This is a genomic window from Streptomyces hyaluromycini, assembly GCF_002217755.1.
GTDB lineage: Bacteria > Actinomycetota > Actinomycetes > Streptomycetales > Streptomycetaceae > Streptomyces > Streptomyces hyaluromycini.
Genome location: NZ_BCFL01000024.1, coordinates 396,984 through 419,911, shown reverse-complemented (window position 1 = coordinate 419,911; position 22,928 = coordinate 396,984). Strand labels below are relative to the sequence as shown.

General features: G+C 72.5%; 19 protein-coding genes. 13 read left to right on the top strand and 6 right to left on the bottom strand.

Annotated features, from left to right (window positions below; translation table 11 throughout):
* Nucleotides 1–32 precede the first annotated feature (32 nt).
* From SSP29_RS32580 to SSP29_RS32545, 8 genes are all read left to right on the top strand, one after another.
* The gene (locus SSP29_RS32580) at nucleotides 33–713 is read left to right on the top strand and encodes a response regulator (protein WP_089104437.1); all 681 of its coding nucleotides are present in this window, start codon (nucleotides 33–35) and stop codon (nucleotides 711–713) included.
* 122 nt (nucleotides 714–835) lie between these two features.
* A complete protein-coding gene (locus SSP29_RS32575) occupies nucleotides 836–3,580 on the top strand; it encodes a DNA translocase FtsK (protein WP_150135341.1) in 2,745 nt (914 codons plus the stop codon).
* A gap of 278 nt (nucleotides 3,581–3,858) precedes the next feature.
* Nucleotides 3,859–4,701, top strand: coding sequence for a helix-turn-helix domain-containing protein (locus SSP29_RS32570; protein ID WP_089104436.1), 843 nt, complete (start codon nucleotides 3,859–3,861; stop codon nucleotides 4,699–4,701).
* Nucleotides 4,702–4,793: 92 nt separating this feature from the next.
* Entirely contained in the window at nucleotides 4,794–6,266 is a 1,473-nt protein-coding gene (gene rimO, locus SSP29_RS32565; RefSeq protein WP_089104435.1) for a 30S ribosomal protein S12 methylthiotransferase RimO, read from the top strand.
* On the top strand, nucleotides 6,263–7,018 hold the full coding sequence (gene pgsA, locus SSP29_RS32560; RefSeq protein WP_089104434.1) for a CDP-diacylglycerol--glycerol-3-phosphate 3-phosphatidyltransferase: 756 nt from the start codon (nucleotides 6,263–6,265) through the stop codon (nucleotides 7,016–7,018). The genes rimO and pgsA overlap by 4 nt, the downstream gene beginning before the upstream one ends.
* The gene (locus SSP29_RS32555) at nucleotides 7,015–7,560 is read left to right on the top strand and encodes a CinA family protein (protein WP_089104433.1); all 546 of its coding nucleotides are present in this window, start codon (nucleotides 7,015–7,017) and stop codon (nucleotides 7,558–7,560) included. Before pgsA ends, SSP29_RS32555 begins: the two co-directional genes overlap by 4 nt.
* Nucleotides 7,561–7,669: 109 nt before the next feature.
* Nucleotides 7,670–8,044: a helix-turn-helix domain-containing protein gene (locus SSP29_RS32550; protein WP_089104432.1), complete on the top strand. Its 375-nt coding sequence runs from the start codon at nucleotides 7,670–7,672 to the stop codon at nucleotides 8,042–8,044.
* Nucleotides 8,045–8,249: 205 nt separating this feature from the next.
* Nucleotides 8,250–8,720, top strand: coding sequence for a Dps family protein (locus SSP29_RS32545; RefSeq protein ID WP_089104431.1), 471 nt, complete (start codon nucleotides 8,250–8,252; stop codon nucleotides 8,718–8,720).
* A gap of 327 nt (nucleotides 8,721–9,047) precedes the next feature.
* Here SSP29_RS32545 and SSP29_RS32535 read toward each other — a convergent pair whose 3' ends face one another.
* From SSP29_RS32535 to SSP29_RS32525, 3 genes are read right to left on the bottom strand one after another with little or no spacing between them, the layout of a single operon-like run.
* Nucleotides 9,048–9,812, bottom strand: a complete 765-nt coding sequence (locus SSP29_RS32535; protein WP_089104429.1) for an SDR family NAD(P)-dependent oxidoreductase — start codon at nucleotides 9,810–9,812, stop codon at nucleotides 9,048–9,050.
* 32 nt (nucleotides 9,813–9,844) lie between these two features.
* Nucleotides 9,845–10,687: an Fpg/Nei family DNA glycosylase gene (locus tag SSP29_RS32530; RefSeq protein WP_089104428.1), complete on the bottom strand. Its 843-nt coding sequence runs from the start codon at nucleotides 10,685–10,687 to the stop codon at nucleotides 9,845–9,847.
* Nucleotides 10,688–10,735: 48 nt separating this feature from the next.
* On the bottom strand, nucleotides 10,736–15,724 hold the full coding sequence (locus SSP29_RS32525; protein ID WP_089104427.1) for an ATP-dependent helicase: 4,989 nt from the start codon (nucleotides 15,722–15,724) through the stop codon (nucleotides 10,736–10,738).
* A gap of 529 nt (nucleotides 15,725–16,253) precedes the next feature.
* On the opposite strand from SSP29_RS32525, the gene SSP29_RS32520 reads away from it, so the two are divergent.
* Genes SSP29_RS32520 through SSP29_RS56805 form a run of 3 tightly spaced genes read left to right on the top strand, consistent with a single transcriptional unit; the run spans nucleotide 16,254 to nucleotide 18,173 of the window.
* Complete coding sequence (locus tag SSP29_RS32520; RefSeq protein ID WP_089104426.1) at nucleotides 16,254–17,105, top strand: helix-turn-helix transcriptional regulator; 852 nt, start codon at nucleotides 16,254–16,256, stop codon at nucleotides 17,103–17,105.
* A gap of 10 nt (nucleotides 17,106–17,115) precedes the next feature.
* A complete protein-coding gene (locus SSP29_RS32515) occupies nucleotides 17,116–17,868 on the top strand; it encodes an AzlC family ABC transporter permease (RefSeq protein WP_089104425.1) in 753 nt (250 codons plus the stop codon).
* Entirely contained in the window at nucleotides 17,865–18,173 is a 309-nt protein-coding gene (locus SSP29_RS56805) for an AzlD domain-containing protein (protein WP_089104424.1), read from the top strand. Before SSP29_RS32515 ends, SSP29_RS56805 begins: the two co-directional genes overlap by 4 nt.
* Before the next feature lie 93 nt (nucleotides 18,174–18,266).
* Here SSP29_RS56805 and SSP29_RS32505 read toward each other — a convergent pair whose 3' ends face one another.
* Nucleotides 18,267–19,211, bottom strand: a complete 945-nt coding sequence (locus SSP29_RS32505) for a hypothetical protein (protein WP_089104423.1) — start codon at nucleotides 19,209–19,211, stop codon at nucleotides 18,267–18,269.
* An 80-nt stretch (nucleotides 19,212–19,291) separates the two neighbouring features.
* On the opposite strand from SSP29_RS32505, the gene SSP29_RS32500 reads away from it, so the two are divergent.
* Both SSP29_RS32500 and SSP29_RS32495 read left to right on the top strand, forming a co-directional pair.
* Nucleotides 19,292–19,486 (top strand): DUF3046 domain-containing protein, encoded by a 195-nt coding sequence (locus tag SSP29_RS32500; protein WP_089104422.1) that lies wholly within the window; start codon nucleotides 19,292–19,294, stop codon nucleotides 19,484–19,486.
* A 60-nt stretch (nucleotides 19,487–19,546) separates the two neighbouring features.
* The gene (locus SSP29_RS32495; protein ID WP_089104470.1) at nucleotides 19,547–20,806 is read left to right on the top strand and encodes an AI-2E family transporter; all 1,260 of its coding nucleotides are present in this window, start codon (nucleotides 19,547–19,549) and stop codon (nucleotides 20,804–20,806) included.
* 27 nt (nucleotides 20,807–20,833) lie between these two features.
* On the opposite strand, the gene SSP29_RS32490 is transcribed toward SSP29_RS32495, so the two are convergent.
* Nucleotides 20,834–21,628, bottom strand: a complete 795-nt coding sequence (locus tag SSP29_RS32490) for a hypothetical protein (protein ID WP_150135334.1) — start codon at nucleotides 21,626–21,628, stop codon at nucleotides 20,834–20,836.
* A 90-nt stretch (nucleotides 21,629–21,718) separates the two neighbouring features.
* A complete protein-coding gene (locus tag SSP29_RS32485; protein ID WP_089104421.1) occupies nucleotides 21,719–22,879 on the bottom strand; it encodes an oxygenase MpaB family protein in 1,161 nt (386 codons plus the stop codon).
* Between the last annotated feature and the right edge of the window lie 49 nt (nucleotides 22,880–22,928).

Genomic DNA, 22,928 nt, shown 5'->3' with positions numbered 1-22,928 from the left:
CCGGTGCACATCCGGGGCGAGGAGGGCGGGCCATGGTGCAGAAGGCCAAGATCCTCCTGGTCGATGACCGGCCGGAGAATCTGCTGGCGCTGGAGGCCATCCTCTCTGCGCTCGATCAGACACTGGTGCGGGCATCGTCCGGGGAGGAAGCGCTCAAGGCACTGCTCACGGACGACTTCGCGGTCATTCTGCTGGACGTCCAGATGCCGGGCATGGACGGTTTCGAAACCGCGGCGCACATCAAGCGGCGGGAACGGACCCGGGACATCCCGATCATCTTCCTCACGGCCATCAACCACGGCCCGCACCACACCTTCCGGGGCTACGCCGCGGGCGCGGTCGACTACATCTCCAAGCCCTTCGACCCGTGGGTGCTGCGCGCCAAGGTCTCGGTCTTCGTCGAGCTGTACATGAAGAACTGCCAGCTGCGCGAGCAGGCGGCGCTGCTGCGGCTCCAGTTGGAGGGCGGCGGCAAGGGCGCGGTCGCCGGCAAGGAGTCCGCGGGGCTGCTCGCCGAGCTGTCCGCCCGGCTCGCGGCCGTCGAGGAGCAGGCCGAGGCGCTCTCCAAGCAGCTGGACGACGAGTCCGCGGACGCGGCCGCGGTGGCCACGGCGGCTCATCTGGAGCGCAAACTCACCGGTCTGCGCCGGGCGCTCGATGCCCTCGAACCGGGCACGGGCGGCGGCGCGGCAGCGCTGCCGTCGCAGAACTGACCGCGACGGCGGCCAGTTGCCCATGACCGCGCGTCAGTTTCGTGCCTCGGCAAAGGCGACACGAACGGGTGAAGCAGCGGGCACACGTGTCCCCTGCCGTCTCCACCGGTAACCTCACACCCATGGCCTCACGTCCCTCGGCAGCCAAGAAGCAGCCCGCGAAGAAGGCCGCTCCCTCGAAGGCTCCGGTGAAGAAGGCCGCCGCGAAGAAGGCCCCGGCCAAGAAGGCGCCCGCCAAGAGGAGCGCGGCGAAGAAGTCCGCGCCGGCACCCAGGCCGGCGCCCAGCCCCACCGGGGGCGTCTACCGCCTGGTGCGCGCCCTCTGGCTGGGTGTGGCGCACGCCGTCGGCGCCGTCTTCCGCGGCATAGGACAGGGAGCCAAGAACCTGGACCCCGCGCACCGCAAGGACGGCGTCGCCCTCCTGCTGCTCGGCACCGCCCTGATCGTCGCCGCCGGTACCTGGGCCGACCTGCGCGGTCCGGTCGGCGACCTCGTCGAGATCCTCGTCACCGGCGCCTTCGGCCGTCTCGACCTGCTGGTGCCGATACTGCTCGCGATGATCGCCGTACGGTTCATGCGCCACCCCGAGCAGACGGAGGCCAACGGCCGGATCGTGATCGGCCTGTCCTCGCTGGTCATCGGAGTGCTCGGCCAGGTCCACATCGCCTGCGGCTCGCCCGCGCGCAGCGACGGCATGCAGGGCATAAGGGACGCCGGCGGCCTCATCGGCTGGGCGGCGGCGACCCCGCTGACGTACACCATGACCGAGGTCCTCGCCGTACCCCTGCTGGTGCTGCTCACGATCTTCGGGCTGCTCGTCGTCACCGCGACCCCGGTGAACGCCGTCCCGCAGCGGCTGCGGGCGCTCGGCGTGCGCCTGGGGCTGCTGCACGACCCCGAGCCCGACGAGTACCCGGAGCACGGCGAGGACGACGAGCGCTACGACGAGCAGTGGCGCCAGGCGCTGCCCGCGCGCTCCCGCAGGCGCCCCGGCACCCCCCAGGACTACGACCCCGACGGCGCCGAGCAGGAGGCACTCGCCAAGCGCCGGGGCCGCCCGCGGCGTTCCGCCGTGCCGCAGCCCGAGCTGGGCCGCCAGATGGACGCCGTGGACGTCGCGGCGGCCGCCGCGGCCGCGCTCGACGGCGCCGTCCTGCACGGCATGCCGCCCTCCCCGCTCGTCGCCGACCTCACCCAGGGCGTCAGCGTCGGCGACCGCGAGGACACCACGCCGACGCCCGTGCCGGTGCCGAGCCCGAGTCCCGTCCCGGCCGCGCGGCCCAAGCAGGAGCGGCTCAAGGTCGAGCCGGTCGTCGCGGACCTGACCAAACCGGCGCCCGAGGAGCCCCGCGACCTGCCCCCGCGCGCCGAGCAGCTCCAGCTCTCCGGCGACATCACCTACTCGCTGCCGTCGCTCGACCTCCTCACCCGCGGCGGCCCCGGCAAGGCGCGCAGCGAGGCCAACGACCGGGTGGTCGCCTCGCTCACCAACGTCTTCTCGGAGTTCAAGGTCGACGCGGCCGTCACCGGTTTCACCCGCGGCCCGACGGTCACCCGCTACGAGGTCGAGCTCGGCCCGGCCGTGAAGGTCGAGCGGATCACCGCGCTCACCAAGAACATCGCGTACGCCGTCGCCAGCCCGGACGTACGGATCATCAGCCCGATCCCCGGCAAGTCCGCGGTCGGCATCGAGATCCCCAACACCGACCGCGAGATGGTCAACCTCGGAGACGTGCTGCGGCTCGCCGAGTCCGCCGAGGACGACGACCCGATGCTGGTCGCGTTCGGCAAGGACGTCGAGGGCGGCTACGTCATGCACTCGCTGGCGAAGATGCCGCACATGCTCGTCGCCGGCGCCACCGGCTCCGGCAAGTCGTCCTGCATCAACTGTCTGATCACCTCGGTGATGATGCGGGCGACCCCGGAGGACGTGCGGATGGTCCTGGTCGACCCCAAGCGGGTCGAGCTGACCGCCTACGAGGGCATCCCGCACCTCATCACGCCGATCATCACCAACCCGAAGCGGGCCGCCGAGGCGCTCCAGTGGGTCGTACGCGAGATGGACCTGCGCTACGACGACCTGGCCGCGTTCGGCTACCGGCACATCGACGACTTCAACAAGGCCATCCGCGACGGCAAGCTCAAGACGCCCGAGGGCAGTGAGCGCGAGCTCCAGGCGTACCCGTACCTGCTGGTGATCGTCGACGAGCTCGCGGACCTGATGATGGTCGCCCCGCGCGACGTCGAGGACTCGATCGTGCGCATCACGCAGCTCGCGCGCGCGGCCGGCATCCACCTGGTGCTCGCCACCCAGCGCCCCTCGGTCGACGTGGTCACCGGTCTCATCAAGGCGAACGTGCCCTCCCGGCTCGCCTTCGCCACCTCCTCGCTCGCCGACAGCCGCGTCATCCTCGACCAGCCCGGCGCCGAGAAGCTCATCGGCAAGGGCGACGGCCTCTTCCTGCCGATGGGGGCGAACAAGCCGACCCGTATGCAGGGCGCGTTCGTCACCGAGGAGGAGGTCGCGGTGATCGTCCAGCACTGCAAGGACCAGATGACGCCGGTCTTCCGGGACGACGTCGTGGTGGGCACCAAGCAGAAGAAGGAGATCGACGAGGACATCGGCGACGACCTCGACCTGCTGTGCCAGGCGGCCGAACTGGTCGTCTCCACGCAGTTCGGCTCCACGTCCATGCTCCAGCGCAAGCTGCGCGTCGGCTTCGCCAAGGCCGGCCGGCTCATGGACCTCATGGAGTCGCGCGGCGTGGTCGGGCCGAGCGAGGGGTCCAAGGCGCGCGACGTTCTGGTGAAACCTGATGAGCTGGATGGAGTGCTTGCTGTGATCCGTGGGGAGTCCGAGGGGTAGGTCTGTCTCAGGGCTACGGGCGTCTGTAGACCGGGAGGAGTCATTGTCGTGATCCACCCGTTAGGGATCGTCGGGCAACCGTTTCCCTTTGACGCACGTCAAGTTGAGCGAGAGGAAAGGTGTGTACTCCATCCTGGGGCGCACACCTGACCCGTCATCGGGATGTCCGGCCATACCGATGGCGTACAAAGTCGTACCGCCCGGTTGCCTCACCCTTTCGTACCCCCCCCTAGACTGAACCTCCAGCACAGGTGGCTACACGCTCGAAAGGCGCCCCCGTGTCCATCGGCAGCAACTCCCCTGAAGACGAGCGTCCGTTCCCAGACGTGTCCGAGGAAAACCGCCCCTCCGTAGGCCGAGCCCTCAAACAGGCCCGCATCGCCGCCGGCCTGACCGTCGACGACATCAGCGGGAGCACCCGGGTCCGTATCGCCATCGTGCACGCCATCGAGGCCGACGACTTCGCCCCCTGCGGCGGCGACGTCTACGCCCGCGGGCACATCCGGACCCTGGCCAAGGCCGTCGGCCTCGACCCGGAGCCGCTGCTCGCGCAGTTCGCGGCGGAGCACGGTGGTGGGCGGCCCGCGCCGACGCCCGCCGCACCGCTGTTCGAGGCGGAACGTATCCGCCCCGAGCGGCGCGGTCCGAACTGGACGGCGGCCATGGTCGCCGCGATCGTCGTCGTGATCGGTTTCGTCGGCTTCACCGCCCTCAAGGGCGGCGGCGGTGACGACGCCAAGCAGTCGGTCGCCGAGGGCCCCGCCCCGACGACCAGCAAGCCGGTCTCGCCGACCCCGAAGGAGAGCAAGCCCGGCAAGACCCCCGAGCCCTCCGACAGCGCGATCGCCGCCGCGCCCCAGGACAAGGTCACCGTCCAGGTCAGCGCGGTCAACGGACGCAGCTGGATCTCGGCCAAGGACCACAACGGCCGGATGCTCTTCGACGGGCTCCTGAAGAAGGGCGACTCCAAGACCTTCCAGGACAGCTCCAAGATCAACCTGATCCTCGGCGACGCCGGAGCGATCCAGCTCTACGTCAACGGCAAGAAGATCGAGGACCAGTTCCAGCCCGGTGCGGTGGAGCGTCTGACGTACACCAAGGGCGACCCGGAAGTCGGATAACCGTTCGGATCATGCACGTACACAAGGGGTTGGCCATGATCGGCCAGCCCCTTCGACGTGGGCTGTCAGTGAGACAAAGTAGTCTTGAGCCCATGCCTGAACGCCGTACCGTCGCACTTGTCACTCTCGGCTGCGCCCGTAACGAGGTGGACTCGGAGGAGCTCGCAGGCCGTTTGGAGGCGGACGGCTGGCATCTCGTCGAGGACGCCTCGGCCGCCGATGTCGCCGTGGTCAACACCTGTGGATTCGTCGAGGCCGCCAAGAAGGACTCCGTCGACGCCCTCCTCGAGGCCAACGATCTCAAGGGGCACGGCAGAACCCAGGCCGTCGTGGCGGTGGGCTGCATGGCCGAGCGGTACGGCAAGGAACTCGCCGAGGCGCTGCCCGAGGCGGACGGCGTGCTCGGCTTCGACGACTACGCCGACATCTCCGACCGGCTGCAGACCATCCTCAACGGCGGCATCCACGCCTCGCACACCCCGCGCGACCGGCGCAAGCTGCTGCCCATCAGCCCCGCAGACCGGCAGGACTCGGCCGCCGAGGTGGCTCTCCCGGGCCACGGCCCCGCCGACCTCCCGGAGGGCGTCGCGCCGGCCTCCGGCCCGCGTGCGCCCCTGCGCCGCCGCCTGGACGGCTCCCCGGTGGCCTCGGTCAAGCTCGCCTCCGGCTGCGACCGGCGCTGCTCCTTCTGCGCCATCCCGTCCTTCCGCGGCTCCTTCATCTCACGCCGGCCCAGCGACGTGCTGAACGAGACCCGATGGCTGGCCGAACAGGGCGTGACGGAGATCATGCTGGTCTCCGAGAACAACACCTCCTACGGCAAGGACCTGGGTGACATCCGTCTCCTGGAGTCCCTGCTGCCGGAGCTGGCCGAGGTGGACGGCATCGAGCGGGTGCGCGTCAGCTACCTCCAGCCCGCAGAGATGCGCCCCGGCCTGATCGACGTACTGACCTCCACCCCGAAGGTCGTCCCGTACTTCGACCTGTCCTTCCAGCACTCCGCCCCGGGCGTGCTGCGCGCGATGCGCCGCTTCGGCGACACCGACCGCTTCCTGGAGCTGCTCGACACCATCCGGAGCAAGGCCCCGCAGGCCGGCGTCCGCTCCAACTTCATCGTCGGCTTCCCCGGCGAGTCCGAGTCCGACCTGGCCGAGCTGGAGCGCTTCCTGAACGGCGCCCGGCTGGACGCCATCGGCGTCTTCGGGTACTCCGACGAGGAGGGCACCGAGGCGGCGACGTACGAGAACAAGCTCGCCGAGGAGGTCGTCGCCGACCGCCTCGCGCACATCTCCCGGCTCGCCGAGGAGCTCGTCTCGCAGCGGGCCGAGGAGCGCGTCGGCGAGACCGTGCACGTCCTCGTGGAGTCCGTGGACGACGAGGACGGCGTCTACGGCCGGGCGGCCCACCAGGCGCCCGAGACGGACGGACAGGTGCTGCTCACCAGCGGCGCGGAACTGCGCGTCGGCCGTATGGTCGAGGCGAAGGTGGTCGGTACGGAAGGTGTCGACCTGGTGGCCGAGCCGCTGCAGGGCTCGCCCGCGTGGAGTGAGGAGGCGGCCAGATGACCGGAGTCCCGGCGTCCGCCGCGGGCGGCTCCTCCGGCGCGCACGGCGCCCCGGGCTCCGCCGCCACCTCCGGTGCTGCCCCGGATTCCGGTTCCCACGACTCCGGTTCCCCCGACGGCGAGCGGCCCGCGCGCGGCGGGAAGATCGCCGCTGCCGCCGTCAACCAGGCGAGCCTGTGGAACGTCGCCAATCTGCTGACCATGCTCCGGCTGGTCCTGGTGCCCGGCTTCGTCGCCCTGATGCTGGCCGGCGGCGGATACGACCCGGCGTGGCGCTCGCTCGCCTGGGCGGCCTTCGCCATCGCCATGATCACCGACCTGTTCGACGGGCATCTGGCACGCACCTACAACCTGGTCACCGACTTCGGGAAGATCGCCGACCCCATCGCCGACAAGGCGATCATGGGGGCGGCGCTGATCTGTCTCTCCGGGCTGGGCGATCTGCCCTGGTGGGTGACGATCGTGATCCTCGCCCGGGAACTCGGCATCACGCTGATGCGTTTCGTGGTCATCCGCTACGGCGTGATCCCGGCCAGCCGCGGAGGCAAGCTCAAGACGCTCACCCAGGGCGTGGCCGTGGGGATGTACGTGCTGGCACTGACGGGGTGGCTGGCCACCCTGAGGTTCTGGGTGATGGCTGCGGCCGTCGTCCTGACCGTCGTCACCGGCCTCGACTATGTGAGACAAGCCATTGTGCTGCGGCGGCAGGGAATCGCCGAGCGCGCAGCAGCGTTGGAGGAGACGGAAGCGTGAATTCCATGGCCGCCGAACTGGTGCGACTACTGACGGTGAGAGGGCAGACCCTCGCCGTCGCCGAGTCGCTGACCGGCGGCCTGGTTGCGGCGGAGATCACCACGGTCCCGGGGGCGTCCAAGGCGTTCCGGGGCTCGGTCACCGCCTACGCCACCGAGCTGAAGCACGACCTGCTGGACGTCGACGCCACCCTGCTGGCCCAGCATGGAGCGGTGGATCCGCAGGTCGCGGCCCAGATGGCCGCCGGAGTGCGCAAGGCGCTGGGCGCCGACTGGGGCCTCGCGACCACCGGAGTCGCCGGCCCGGAACCGCAGGACGGCCGGCCGGTCGGCACGGTTTTCGTGGCCGTGGACGGGCCGTTCGGCCCTGGTTCCGGTTCTGCCGCTGGCGGAAAAGTGGAGGCCCTGCGGTTGAACGGCGACCGCGCGGAAATTCGTAGAGAGAGTGTACGGAGCGTACTCGCACTGCTTCTGAGGGAGCTTGCGAGCGAACAGACCGGGAATGAGCGGACACAGGATACGGAACAGAACGGGGGGTTTTGATGTTTGCAGCCCTGAGTGAACACGACATCGCTCCCCGCACGGCCGCGGCGCAAGGCGGTACGGTGGGGCGTGAAGGATGCGGCTACGCGGTCCGAGGAGGGAGCCACCGATGATTCTGCTCCGTCGCCTGCTGGGTGACGTGCTGCGTCGGCAGCGCCAGCGCCAGGGCCGTACTCTGCGCGAAGTCTCCTCGTCCGCCCGAGTCTCACTCGGCTATCTCTCCGAGGTGGAGCGGGGGCAGAAGGAGGCTTCCTCCGAGCTGCTCGCCGCCATCTGCGACGCGCTGGACGTACGGATGTCCGAGCTCATGCGAGAAGTGAGCGACGAGCTCGCCCTCGCCGAGCTGGCCCAGTCCGCCCGGGCCACCGAGCCCGTGCCCACGCCGGTTCGCCCGATGCTGGGTACCGTCTCGGTGACCGGCGTGCCACCGGAACGGGTGACCATCAAGGCGCCCGCCGAGGCGGTGGACGTGGTCGCCGCGTGACGCCTGCGCGGGTGTAGACCGACGCGGCGCCGACCTGGCGTCGAAGAAGTGTGCGAGGCCCCGGTCGGGGCCTTCCCAGGGAGACCCGGGGAGGTGCGGCCGGGGCTTTCGTGCGTCCGCGGACTGCGTGCGTCCATTTGCCGGTGTCCGGTGGTCCGGTCATGGTGGAGGGACGTGACAGGGGGCGAACGACCGGAGAGAGCGCATGTACGTCGTCAAGAGCCCGCTGTCCGACGCGGACCTGAAGACCGTGGCAGAGGCGCTGCAGGGCGCCCTCGTCGACCTGGTGGATCTGGCGCTGGCCGCCAAACAGATCCACTGGAACGTGGTCGGGCCCCGCTTCCGAACGGTCCACCTCCAGCTCGACGAGGTCGTGGACACGGCCCGGGTGCACTCCGACACGGTCGCGGAGCGGGCGTCGGCGCTGGGCGTCTCACCGGACGGGCGCGCGGCCACCGTGGCCGCCGGCAGCGGCATCGGGTCGGTCCCCGGCGGCTGGGTCAAGGACTCGGACGCGGTGGCGGCCCTGGTGGACGGGCTGGGCGCGGTGATCACCCGGATGCGGGAGCGGGTCACGGAGACCGCTGAGGCCGATCCGGTGTCCCAGGACATCTTCATCGGGATCACGGCCGATCTGGAGAAACATCACTGGATGTTCCAGGCGGAGAACGCGTAGCAGAGGCCGATGCCGGTCGACGGCCGTTGCATCGGTGAGCCCTCGGTGCGCCTCCCCGGCGGGCCGGGTGGCGTTCTAGCGTCCGGCTGGAGGTGGCGGCCATGGTGGGGCGGATAGTGCGCTGGGGGGTTGCCCTGGGATTCGCGGCGGTGTGGTGGTGGGCGGTACTGCGGATCGCGTTCACCGACGGCGCCGGGGCGCTGGAAGGGACCGTGGCCGCCGGCGGGTGGGGGCTGAGCCTGCTGCCGGTGAACTGTGTGCCGAGGGCCCGGGCGGCGGGGGCCCTGGGGCCGGCGCGCTGGCGGACGGCCTGGCGGGCACCGGGGACTACCAGGGCATCGCCACCCCTCCGTTCGGGCGCAGGATCTGGCCCGTCGTGAACGAGGAGGCGTCGGACGCCAGATAGAGCACGGCGTGCGCGACGTCCGCCGCCTCGCCGACCCGGCCCAGCGGCGACATCCGGGCCATCCGGGCCTCCGTCCGCTGCTGCTCCGCACGGTCGTCGCGGTCGGTCATCGGGGTGCGGGTCCAGCCCGGGGCGACCGCGTTGACGCGGATGCCCTGTGGGCCGACCTCGTTGGCGAGCGTCTTGGTCAGCTGGACCACGGCGGCCTTGGCCGCGCCGTAGCAGAGCAGGCCGGGGCCGCCGGTGTCGATCGCGCCGGAGGCCATGGTGATGATGCTGCCCCCGGCCCGCCTCGCCAGCATCAGCCGCGCCGCCTCCTGGCAGGCGTACAGCACACCCTTGAAGTTGACGCCGAGGACCCGGTCGAGATCCTCGTCCCGGGTCTCCAGGACCGGGCTGCGGTGCATGATCCCGGCGATCGCCGCCATGACGTCCAGCCGGTCGCAGGACCGCACGGCCTCCCCGAGCCGCGCCCGGTCGGTGACGTCGAGGGTGTGGGTGCGGGCGGTGCCGCCCCGGTCCTTGATGAACGTCGCCGTCTCGTGCAGGCCGTCCGCGTCCCGGTCGGCACAGTGCACGGTCGCGCCCGCCTCGGCGAGCAGCACGGCGGACGCCCGGCCGATACCGCCGGCGGCGCCGGTGACGAATGCGGTGCGTCCGGTGAGGTCGTACGCCTTGAGGGGCATGAAGGGACGGTACGAGCGTTTCTGACGAGTCGTCAATTACTCGGGCGGGGGCGGGTTTCGCGGACGCGCCGGGAACCCGGACCGGGAGCCGGGCCGGTCTGGCAGGCCGGGCACCAGTAGGTGGGGCGCTCCCGGGAGCCGTCGCCCTGGTCGGCGACGAGGATCGGGGTCTGGCAGCGCAGGCAGGGGCGGGGCGCGCGGCCGTAGACGAAGAGGTCGTGGTCACGCAGGCCGGTGGTCCGGCGCACCGGGCGGTCGCGGTTGGCCTCCAGGAGGCGCCGGGCGAGGCCGGGGAGGATCGCGGCGCGGTCGGCGGGGAGCGCGCCGACCGGGAGCCAGGGGGTCGCGCCGATCAGGAAGCAGAGCTCGCTCTTGTAGATGTTGCCGATCCCGGCGAGGTTGCGCTGGTCGAGCAGGGCCTCGCCGAGCGGGCGGGCCGGGTCCGCGAGAAGGTTGGCGAGGGCGCGGTCGGGGTTCCAGTCGGGGCCCAGCAGGTCGGGGCCGAGGTGGCCCACGGCGCGTTCCTCCTCGCCGGTGCGCAGGAACTCCAGGACCTGGAGGCGGTACCCGACGGCCGTGCGGTCGACGGTGCCGAGGATCGCCCGGATCTGGTGCGCGGGACCGCCCTTCCAGCGCTCGGCACTGCCGTAGACCTTCCACGCGCCCTCCATCCGCAGGTGCGTGTGCAGGGTGAGACCGCCCTCGAAGCGGGTGAGCAGGTGCTTGCCGCGCGGGGTGGTGCCGAGGACCGTGCGGCCGGTGAGGTCGACCGTGGCGTACTTGGGCACCCGGAAGTCGCTGCGGGTCAGCACCTGGCCGGCGAGCGCGTCGTGCAGGCGCCTCGCGGCCTGCCAGACCGTGTCACCCTCGGGCATGGGTCAAGGGTGGCACGAGGGGACGAGAGATGAGGCTCGCACAGGGGCTCACGCCCGTAGGCGCAGGCCGCGCGGCGTCGCGATGAAGCCCGCTCCCTCCAGGACGGTGCCCAGCGGGGAGGTCAGGGCCGAGGCGCCGTTGACGCGCTCCACCGTCACCGTGCCGAGGGTGCCCGCGCGGGCGGCCGCCGCGAGGGCCTCGGCCGCCGTGCGGAGCCGGGTGTCGTCGGTGGCGGCTATGTCCGGGGCGGAGGGCCAGGCCAGCAGGGTCTTGCCGCCGCGCTCCATGTAGAGCGTCAGCTCGCCGTCGACCAGGACCACCAGCGAACCCGCCTTGCGGCCGGGTTTGTGCCCGGCGCCGGTGGGGGGCTCGGGCCAGGTCAGGGCGGCACCGTAGGCGTTCGCCGGGTCGGCGGCGGCGAGGACCACGGCTCTGGGGTCGGGGGCGGCGGGGGTGCGGGCGTGGTGGTTGCCGTAGGTGTAGGGGTTCGGGCCGTAGGGGTTCGCGGGGCTGCCGCCTCGGGGGCCGCCGTAGCCGGGGGCGGCGAACGGGTCGGCGGGGGCGAGGTCCTTGGGGGAGACGTAGTCGCCCGGGGCGGTGGGCGGCTCGGGCGGCCAGGTGAAGTCGCCGTCCAGGTCGGGGAATTCGGCCGCGTCGAAGGGGCCGAGGGGGTCGACCGGGGCCGAGGGACCGAAGGGGTCGCCGGGGGCGGCGGCGCTGTGGCCGCCGTTGGGGCCGGTGAACGCGGGGGCGGCGCCGGTGCTGCTGAAGCCGGTGCCCGGCAGGCCCTCGCCCCGCTCGCGGGCGTTGGACACCGCGCGCAGCCGGTCGACCGCGCCGTCCATCGCGAACTGGGCCGCGCCCAGGCCCTCCACGACGTAACCCCGGCGCGCCTGGCCGCTCTCCTCGAACGCCGACAGGATCCGGTACACCGCAGAGAAGCCGCCCTCGACACCCTCCGCCGCGACCGCGCCCCGGGTCACCACGCCGTGCCGGTCGAGGAGGGTACGGGCCAGGGCGTGGGCGCGCACGGTGGTGTCCGGCTCGCGCTGCGGCAGCAGGGACCAGCGCCCGGCCACGGTCGGCGGGCCGGTACGGGAGGCGGGGCGGGCGGCGGCCGTCAGGGAGCCGTAGCGGCCGCGCGGTACGGCCCGCTTGGCGCGGTGGGCGGTGGAACCCGCGGTACGGCCCGAGCCCAGCAGGGAGCGCATCGGGGCCAGCGTGTCGTTGGTGAGGCGGCCGGACCAGGCCAGGTCCCAGACGGCGTCGGCCAGTTGGGGATCGGTGGCGTCGGGGTGGGTGGTGGCGCGGACCTGGTCGGCGATCTGACGGAAGAACAGGCCGTAGCCCCCGGAGAGGGCGTCGAGGACGGACTGGTGGAGGGCGGTCAGCTCCAGCGGGTGCGGCGGCGGGAGGAGCACGGGGGCCGCGTCCGCCAGATACAGCGAGACCCAGCCGTCCTTGCCGGGCAGGGCGCCCGCGCCGGCCCACACGATCTCACCGGCCGCGGTGAGTTCGTCGAGCATCGCGGGCGAGTAGTTCGCCACGCGGGACGGCAGGACCAGCTTCTCCAGGGCCGAGGCCGGCACCGACGCGCCCTGCAACTGCTCGACGGCGCGCACCAGTCCGTCGACGCCGCGCAGCCCGTGCCCTTTGCCGATGTGCTGCCACTGCGGCAGGAACTGGGCGAGCGCGGCCGGTGCCACCGGCTCCAGCTCGTGCCGGAGCGCGGCCAGGGAACGGCGGCGGAGCCTGCGCAGCACCGCCGCGTCGCACCACTCCTGGCCGATGCCCGCAGGATGGAACTCGCCCTGTACGACCCGCCCGCTCGCGGCGAGCCGCTGCAACGCGCCGTCCGTGACCGCCACCCCGAGCCCGAAGCGGGCGGCCGCGGTGGTCGACGTGAACGGGCCGTGGGTGCGCGCGTATCGCGCGAGGAGGTCGCCGAGCGGGTCCTTCACCGGCTCGGTGAAGGCCTCGGGGACGCCGACGGGCAGGGCCGTACCGAGGGCGTCGCGCAGCCGGCCCGCGTCCTCGACCGCGGCCCAGTGGTCGGCAGCGGCGATCCGCACCTTGATGGCCCGCCGGGCGCCCGCCAGCTCCGCGGCCCACTGCGGCTCGGCGCCCCGCTCCGCCAACTCGGCGTCCGTGAGCGGCCCGAGCAGCCGCAGCACGTCGGCCACGCCCTCGGGATCCTTGATCCGGCGGTCCTCGGCCAGCCACTGGAGCTCGCGCTCCAGCTCGGTCAGCACCTCCGCGTCGAGCAGTTCGCGCAGCTCCGCCTGGCCCAGCAGCTCGGCCAGCAGCCGGGAGTCCAGCGAGAGCGCGGCCGCGCGGCGCTCGGCGAGCGGGGAGTCGCCCTCGTACAGGAACTGGGCGACGTACCCGAAGAGAAGGGAGCGGGCGAACGGCGACGGCTCCGGGGTGGTGACCTCGACCAGACGGACCTTGCGCGATTCGAGGTCGCCCATCAGCTCGACCAGGCCGGGCACGTCGAAGACGTCCTGGAGGCACTCGCGGACCGCCTCCAGGACGATCGGGAACGAACCGAACTCGCTCGCCACCTGGAGCAGCTGGGCGGCGCGCTGGCGCTGCTGCCACAGCGGGGTGCGCTTGCCGGGGTTGCGGCGCGGCAGCAGCAGCGCGCGGGCGGCGCATTCGCGGAAGCGGGCGGCGAACAGGGCCGAGCCGCCGACCTGGTCGGTGACGATCTGGTCGACCTCGCCCTTGTCGAAGGCGACGTCGGCCGCGCCCACGGGGGCCTGTTCGGCGTCGTATTCCGTACCGGCCTTCATGGGCGCCTGGTCGAGCAGGTCGAGGCCCATCAGGTCGGCGTCGGGCAGCCGCAGCACGATGCCGTCGTCGGCGTGCATGACCTGGGCGTCCATGCCGTACCGCTCGGAGAGCCGGGCACCGAGGGCGAGCGCCCAGGGGGCGTGCACCTGGGCGCCGAAGGGAGAGTGCACGACGACCCGCCAGTCGCCCAGCTCGTCGCGGAAGCGCTCCACGACGATCGTCCGGTCGTCCGGGACATGGCCGCACGCCTCGCGCTGTTCGTCCAGGTACGACAGCACGTTGTCCACCGCCCAGGCGTCCAGGCCCGCCGCCAGCAGGCGCAGCCGGGCGTCGTCCTTGGGGAGCGAACCGACCTCGCGCAGGAACGCGCCGACCGCGCGGCCCAGTTCGAGCGGGCGGCCCAGCTGGTCGCCCTTCCAGAAGGGCAGGCGGCCCGGGACGCCGGGGGCGGGGGAGACCAGGACGCGGTCGCGCGTGATGTCCTCGATGCGCCAGGAGCTGGTGCCCAGGGTGAAGACATCGCCCACCCGGGACTCGTACACCATCTCCTCGTCCAGCTCGCCGACCCGGCCGCCGCCCTTCTTGGGGTCGGCGCCGGCCAGGAAGACGCCGAAGAGGCCGCGGTCGGGGATGGTGCCGCCGGAGGTGACGGCGAGCCGCTGGGCGCCCGGGCGGCCGGTGATGGTCCCTGCGACCCGGTCCCAGACCACGCGCGGGCGCAGCTCCGCGAACGCGTCCGACGGGTAGCGGCCCGCGAGCATGTCGAGGACCGCGGTGAACGCCGACTCCGGGAGCGAGGCGAAGGGGGCCGCGCGGCGGACGGTGGCGAGCAGGTCGTCGACCTGCCAGGTGTCCAGCGAGGTCATCGCGACCAGCTGCTGGGCGAGCACGTCGAGGGGGTTGGCCGGGACCTTCAGGGACTCGATGGAGCCGGTGCGCATCCGCTCGGTGACCACGGCCGCCTGCACCAGGTCGCCCCGGTACTTGGGGAAGACCACGCCGGTGGAGACCGCGCCGACCTGGTGTCCCGCGCGGCCGACGCGCTGCAGACCGGAGGCCACCGACGGCGGGGACTCGACCTGCACGACCAGGTCCACCGCGCCCATGTCGATGCCCAGTTCGAGACTGGAGGTGGCCACCACGGCGGGCAGCCGGCCGGCCTTCAGGTCCTCCTCGACCAGGGCGCGCTGCTCCTTGGAGACCGAGCCGTGGTGCGCGCGGGCGAGGACCGGCGGGGCGCCCTGGGCCGCGCCCGAGCCGCCCATCAGTTCGGCCGGGGAGTGGTGCTCGTCCAGGGGCTCGCCGGTCGCGCGCTCGTAGGCGATCTCGTTGAGCCGGTTGCACAGCCGCTCCGCCAGGCGGCGGGAGTTCGCGAACACGATCGTCGAGCGGTGGGCCTGCACCAGGTCGGCGATCCGCTCCTCCACATGCGGCCAGATCGACGGCTTCTCCGCCCCCTCGGCGCCGTCGGTGGCCGGGGAGCCACCGAGTTCCCCCATGTCCTCCACCGGGACGACGACGGAGAGGTCGAACTCCTTGCCGGACCTGGGCTGGACGATCTCCACCTTGCGCTGCGGCGAGAGATAGCGGGCCACCTCGTCGACCGGGCGGACGGTCGCCGACAGGCCGATCCGGCGGGCCGGCTTCGGCAGCAGCTCGTCCAGCCGCTCCAGGGAGAGCGCGAGGTGCGCGCCGCGCTTGGTGCCGGCGACCGCGTGCACCTCGTCCAGGATCACCGTCTCGATGCCGGTCAGCGCGTCGCGGGTGGCCGACGTCAGCATCAGGAACAGGGACTCCGGGGTGGTGATCAGGATGTCCGGCGGGCGGGTGGACAGGGCGCGGCGCTCGGCGGCCGGGGTGTCGCCGGAGCGGATGCCGACCTTGACCTCCGGCTCGGGCAGGCCGAGGCGTACGGACTCCTGGCGGATGCCGGTCAGCGGGCTGCGCAGGTTCCGCTCGACGTCGACCGCGAGGGCCTTGAGCGGTGACACATACAGCACCCGGCAGCGCTTCCTCGGGTCGGCCGGGGGCGGGGTGGAGGCCAGCTGGTCCAGGGCGGCGAGGAAGGCGGCCAGCGTCTTGCCGGAGCCGGTCGGGGCGACCACCAGCACGTCCGAGCCCGCGCCGATGGCCTGCCACGCGCCCGCCTGGGCCGCGGTGGGCGCGGAAAACGCCCCCGTGAACCAGCCGCGGGTCGCGGGGGAGAAGCCGTCGAGGGCCCGGTGTGCGGATTTCGCCATGCGTCCATCCTGCACCCGGCCACTGACAAGCGGGTCTGACCTGCGGAGATGTGGGTGGGCCGCGAGGCCTCGGCTTCGCCTTCGGCCGTTGTGTTCCCACCCGCACCACCCATGACGGTTTCGTCGTCGGGTGCGGGTGGCCCCCGTGGGGCGGATTCGCCGTCGGCGGCTGCGCGCAGGGGCTGGGCGAAGGGGCTGGGCGGGGGCAGTGGCTCAGGAGGGCCGGACGGGGGGCAGCGGCTCGGGAGGGCCGGACGGGGATGGTGGCTGTGCCTGGCGGCCGGGTGGGGAGTGGAAGCGGGGTGGCCGGGCGGGGAGTGGAAGCGGGGTGGCCGGGCGGGGAGTGGAAGCGGGGTGGCCGGGCGGGGAGTGGAAGCGGGGTAGCCGGGCGGGAAGTGGACGCGGGGTGGCGGCTGGGGGCGGCCGGGTGTGATGTGGGAGTGGCGGGACGTGGTTGTAGGCGGCCGGCGGGAGCGGGGGACGTGGCCGGGGGCGGTCGGGTGGGGCCGGAGCGGTCGACAATGGTCGTATGACGGGATCGGACGAGCGGGCGCGGCACTGGCGGTACGAGGCGTTGCCCGGTGTCGATCTGCTGCGCGCCCGGTACGTCCGCAAGACGTTCGTCCGGCACACCCACGAGCACTTCGTGATCGCCGGGATCGCGGACGGGGTCGAGGTCTTCCGGCACCATGGCTCCGACGTGACCGTCGGCGCGGGGGCGCTGGCGCTCGTCAACCCCGACACCGCGCACACCGGCCGGGCCGGCGTGCCCGAGGGCTGGCGGTACGGGGCGGTCTACCCGGCGCCGGGCCTCGTGGCGGGGATCGCCGCCGAGACCACCGGGATCCGGGGCACCCCCGGCTTCGTCAGCCCGGTGCTCGACGACCCGTACAGCGTCGCCCTCGTGCACCGGGTGCTGCGCGCCGCCGACGAGGGCAACGCACTCGCCGCCGACACCCTGCTGCGTGTCGCGGTCACCCGGCTGCTGCGACTGAACGGCGGCTCGCTGCCGCAGCGGCAGGTCCGCACCGCCGGTGCCCGGCTCGCCGCACGCGCGCGTGCCGTGCTGGAGGAGCGGATGGCCGAGCCGCCGGCCCTGGAGCGGCTCGCCACCGACCTCGGCACCAGTCCCTTCGCGCTGCTGCGGGCGTTCCGTGACGCCTACGGCATGCCGCCGCACACCTGGCTGACCGACGCCCGGGTGCGCCGCGCCCGGCTGCTGCTGGACGCGGGCACGACGCCCGCCGAGGCGGCCGTCGCGGTGGGCTTCACCGACCAGCCGCACCTCAACCGGCACTTCGCCCGGATCGTCGGCGTCCCGCCGGGCGCCTACCAGCGCGAGCGCAAGAACGTACAAGACGCCACGGACGGCCGCCCGTAACGTCCTGGGCGTGGCACAACAGACAGCACTCGCAGACATACACGACGAAGGCGGGCCGAAGCCCGACTCCGCCGTCGTCCGGGACGCCCTCGGGGTCGGGGTCGCCGTGGGACTGTCCGGGTTCGCCTTCGGGGTGACCTCGGCCGGCAGCGGGCTCGGCCTGCTCCAGACCTGCGCGCTCAGCCTCCTGGTGTTCACCGGCGCCTCCCAGTTCGCCCTGGTGGGCGCGCTCGCGGCCGGCGGCAACCCGCTGACCGCGGCGGCCGGGGCCTTCTTCCTGGGGGTGCGCAACGCGTTCTACGGGCTGCGTCTCTCGCAGGTACTCGCCCTCCCGCGCGCGGTGCGGCCGTTCGCCGCGCAGTGGGTGATCGACGAGACCACCGCGGTCACGCTGGCCCAGCCGACGCGGCGCGCCGCCCGGATCGGCTTCACCGTCACCGGGCTCAGCCTGTACGTGCTGTGGAACCTCACCACCCTGCTCGGCGCGCTCGGCGCCAAGGCCGTCGGGAACACCGACGCCTGGGGCCTGGACGCGGCCGGACCCGCCGTTTTCCTGGCTCTGCTCGCCCCCATGCTGAAGACCACGACCGATCGCGCGGTCGCCGCCCTCGCGGTGCTGCTGGGGCTCGGCCTGCTGCCCGTGCTGCCGGCCGGGGTGCCGGTCCTGGTGGCCGCGCTGGCGGCACCGGCCGCCCTGTTCGTCTCCGGCAGCCGGTCCGGCCGCGACCGTACCCGCGACGAGGCACCCGAGGAGACCCGGTGAACTTCTGGATCGCGATCGGCGCGACCGCCCTCGGCTGCTACGCCGTCAAGCTCGCCGGACTGCTGGTGCCCGCGGGTGTGCTGGAGCGGCCGATGGTGCGACGGCTGGCCGCCCTGCTGCCCGTGGCCCTGCTCGCGGCCCTCACGGCCCAGCAGACGTTTGCCGACGGGCATGCGCTCGTGCTGGACGCCCGGGCCGCGGGGCTCGGGGCGGCCGCCGTGGCGCTGGTGCTGCGCGCGCCCTTCCTGGTCGTCGTCGGAGTCGCCGTGCTGGTCACGGCGGGACTGCGCGCCGTCACCGGCTGAGACTTCCGTCACCCGGTTTCCGGCATCCGGCTTGCGCAGTTGAGACTTCCGGCACCCGGTCTCCGTCATCCGGTCTCCGTCATCCGGTCTCCGTCACCCCACGAGGCGGCCGTACGCCCGGAGCGTGTGCAGGGCCTCGATCGTCACCACGGGGCGGGCCTCCAGGGCGGCGGCCGGTGCCCACTGGCGCCAGCGGATGGGCCACCCGCCGTCCGCCTCCTGTTCGGCGGCGAGGAAGTCGAGCGAGCGGGTCATCTCCTCGTCGGTGAACCACGCGCGCGCGAGCGAGTCCGGGGACTTCGCGAAGTCGTGCGGGAAGTGGTGCTCGCGCGGGGCGTAGCCGGGCGCGACCGGGTACGCGGCGAGGTGCTCCGGGTCCAGCGCGGCCAGGCGCTGCTCGCGCACCAGGCGGCCGAGCCGGTCGGCGGTCGCCTCGGCGCGCGAGCGGTCGGGCACCGTGTCCAGGAAGGCGACCGCGGCCTCGATCTCGTAGGGGTGCGACTTCTCCAGGTAGTCGATCGCCTGCCAGCAGAAGTCGGTGGCCCGGAACAGCCACGCGTGCCAGACCTCGTTGCGGTGCAGCAGACCCACCACCGGACCGGTGGCGAGGAGCTCGCTGGGAGGGTTGTCGACGACCGGGACGAACGGCGCCGCCGGATAGCCGCGCTGGCTCGGACGGACCGCCGGCAGTGCCCCGTCCGCGGTGGAGGCGGCCGTCAGATAGCGGCACACGCGCTCCGCCCGCTGCCCGCCGCACCGCTCGATGGCGTCCAGGACCCGCAGCGCCCGCCCGGTGTGCAGCGGCTGGCTCGCCGGGCCGCGCAGATCGGGCTCCAGCGCGTGTCCGTAGCCGCCGTCCTCGTTGCGGTAGGCGTCCAGTGCCGTCTCCACCGGATCGGGGCCGCCGTTCAGGAAGTGGTACGAGAAGAGACGCTGTTCCAGCACGCGCGCGGTGAGCCACATGAACTGTTCGGCGCGGACGAGCGGGGGGTGCGCCGGGGGCGTAGGGGGGAGTGGGGAAGCTCCGGTTTCGGCCATGCGAAAGACCGTAGGGCGGAAAGCGGTCTCGGCAAGCGCTCCCGGGCAGGGCCCACTCTCAGGGGCGGGATACTGGTTTCATGCGGTTGACGGTCTTCTGGCAGCGGATGGCGGATCACTTCGGTTCCGGGTACGCCGACACCTTCGCGCGCGATCATGTGATGACGGAGCTCGGCGGCCTGACCGTGCACGGGGCGCTGGACGCGGGTTGGGCGGCCAAGGACGTGTGGCACGTGGTCTGCACGGTGATGAACGTTCCGGGGGAGAAGCGCTGACCGTGCACGGAGATCCGATACGGGCCACGCGTTGTCAGTGGCGTGGGCGAGACTTGCACCGTGGCACTCACTGACGACGACGGGCGGACCGCCCAGGACGTATCCCCGGCCGACACGACGCCGCGCGCCGGATCCCCGGCCGCCGGCGCCGCGGTACCGGGTGCCCGCATGCCGCGCTGGCTGCCGCGCGCCATGGTGCTGGCGCTCGCCCTCGTCGCCGCCTTCCAGCTGGGCAGCTGGGCCTTCCACCAGCTCACCGGCCTGCTGATCAACATCCTCATCGCGTTCTTCCTGGCGCTGGCCATCGAGCCCGCGGTGGGCTGGATGGCCTCCCGCGGCATGCGCCGCGGCTTCGCGACCTTCCTGGTCTTCCTCGGCCTGGCGATCGCCGTCGCGGGCTTCGTCACGCTGCTCGGCTCGATGCTGGCCGGACAGATCAACAAGATCGTCGAAGACTTCCCGGACTACCTGGACTCGGTCATCAACTGGGTCAACGAGACCTTCCACAGCCACGTGAGACGGGTCGACGTCCAGGAGGGCCTGCTGCACTCCGACTGGCTGCGCAAGTACGCGCAGAACAGCGCCGCCGGCGTGCTCGACGTCTCCGGGCAGGTGCTCGGCGGCCTGTTCCAGCTGCTGACGATCACCCTGTTCGCCTTCTACTTCGCCGCCGACGGCCCCCGGCTGCGCCGCACCCTGTGCTCCGTGCTGCCGCCCGCCCGCCAGGCCGAGGTGCTGCGCGCCTGGGAGATCGCCGTCGACAAGACCGGCGGCTATCTGTACTCGCGCGGTGTGATGGCGCTGATCTCCGGCATCGCCCACTACATCCTGCTGGAGGCCCTGGGGGTGCCGTACGCGCCCGTGCTGGGCGTCTGGGTGGGGCTGGTCTCGCAGTTCATCCCCACCATCGGCACCTATCTCGCGGGTGCGCTGCCGATGCTGATCGCGTTCACCGTCGACCCCCTGTACGCGGTGTGGGTGCTGGTGTTCGTCGTGATCTACCAGCAGTTCGAGAACTACATGCTCCAGCCCAAGCTGACCTCCAAGTCGGTGGACATCCACCCGGCGGTCGCCTTCGGCTCGGTCATCGCGGGCACGGCGCTCCTCGGCGCGGTCGGCGCGCTGATCGCCATCCCGGCGGTCGCCACGCTCCAGGCGTTCCTGAGCGCCTATGTGAAGCGCTACGACGTCACGGACGACCCGCGGGTGCACGGGCACCCCCGGCGCGGCACGGGCGCCCCGGGGCTGCTCACACGCGCGCGGCGGCTGATATGGCAGCGACCGGCCGAGGAGCCGGAGTCCGAGGGGAGCTCGGCCTGACGGCCGCCATGGTCGAGGCGGTCGCGGCTATCGGTAGGTGAGCACAGCCCACACCCCGGCCGCGGCCACCGCGGCCGCGTAGCAGCCCACCGCCACCGCCACGGTCCGCCACCTGACCTGCTCGCTCCAGGAGGTGCGGGACAGCAGCCAGGCCAGCGCCGGCAGGACCAGCACCGCGTGCAGGCTCACCCCGTGCAGCGGCTTGAGCGGGGCCGTCGATTCGTACGCCGCCTCCTGGTGGCCGGTCCGGACGAGCACCACCCCGCGCGCGATCATCGCGGCCCCCGAGACCAGCGCCACGAGCAGGACCGCGAACCCGGAGCGCACCGCGAGCGCCATGCCCACGGGACCGGCCGGCCGCCGCCGGAAGGACGCCACCGCGAAGACGGTGAGCAGCACCACCAGCACCCCGCCGCCCACCGCGAGCGTCATCGACACCGCCGTGTCGAAGGGCGTCTCCATGTCGAGGTGCGAAGGCACCCGGCGCCACGCCTGCAGAGTGATCCCGCCGACCTCCACCACACAGTCGGCGGCGAACACGAGGAGCAGTACGGTCCGCAGCCGCTCCCCGATCCTCAGATACGACGTGACCCAGGTGACCGCGATCAGCGTCAGCCCGAAGGAGAGCCCGAACGTGCCGGGCTTGCGCCAGGAGACCGGGCCGTACCAGGGGCCGCCGTCCACCGCGAACACCACCAGATGCACCAGGCCGGAGAGGACGAGGAGCGCACCGGTCGTGTGACAGAGACGCTCGGCGGGGCGCACCCCGCTCAGGGGGTTCGCCGGTGGCCTTCGGGGCGGACTCTTCAGGGAGGAGGACATGCGCCCAGCCTCCCGGGGCCCGTCCGCGTGGTCGTCGCCCGGCCGAAGACACCCGCCGTACGCCTTGAGGAGTAGGGGGATGCAGGCGGGTCAGGAGACCGTGGCGGCCGGCGGGGTCCACCGCCGGGTCCGGGGTACGGCGCCCGGGACGCCGTAGTCCTTCCTGAGGTGTTCGGGGATGGCGTAGTGCATGACACGGCCACGGGTGAGCGAGGACAGTTCGAGGACGGTGGTGAGGTGGCCGAGGCGGTCCAGGGCCCAGGCACCCAGCGGGGAGCGGTCCTCGATGGTCTCCAGGACGCCGAGGAGGTGCGGTACGGCCTTGACGACGGTGTCCCACGGGGTGCGCGGCACCTCCAGCCAGTCGGCGCAGGTGTCGCCGACCAGGTGGCGGATCAGGGCCGAGACGACCGGATCGAAGAAGGTGCCGGGGACGACCTCCTCGTAGAGGTCGATGAGCTGCCGGGTCAGGACCGCGCCCTCCTCGGAGGGGCCCATGTACCTGACCATGTACAGATCGAGGAAGGCGCGCGCCTCGTCGAGGGTCTTCGGGACGGCCTCCTGGTCGACGCCGAGCATGGCGCCCACCACCCGCCACGCGTAGTAGTACGCCTCCGCGCCCTCCGTGGACAGATGGATGCCCAGCCGGTGCAGGCTGTCGAGGACCAGCATGGAGAAGAACATCTGCCCGCCGATCATGTCCTCCTGGCAGATCGGCGTGCCGAGCGCCTCGGTGTCCCAGCGGTTCTCGCGCTTGAGGTGGTGCCGGATGGAGGCGTGCAGCAGGCGCACCTTCTGGGCGGCCGGGATGAAGCGGCTGCCGGCCTCGAACGCGTCGGGCTGCATGAGGTAGACGGTGAACTGACCGGTCTCCGCCATGCGCTTGGACGGGTACCTCAGCCCGTGGGTGGCGGACAGCAGCTTCGCCACGCGCGGGACGACGTAACAGGCGGGCATGGAGGCGAAGGACAGCGCGGTCGAGATGTGCACGTTGTTGTCGATGAAGAACAGCCGGGCCTTCTCCATCTCGCCCCAGTCCACCCAGGACGGCGGCACCCGAGTGGCCTCCAGGTACTCCCGCGCGACGTCGGGCAGCCCGTCCGGCAGGGGCGCGCCGGCGGTGGAGACATGGCGCATCAGGGTGTTGAACGTGCCCACCTCCCCACGCTCGAAGAGCGCGGCGACCGTGGCGTCGGCGAGTTCGTCACCGGCGTGCCGCAGGGTGTCCATCGAGGCCTCGGAGTGGGTCACGGCAGGGCTCCTTGTCATCGCGGGTGTCGTCCGGGCCACCGGTGGGTGT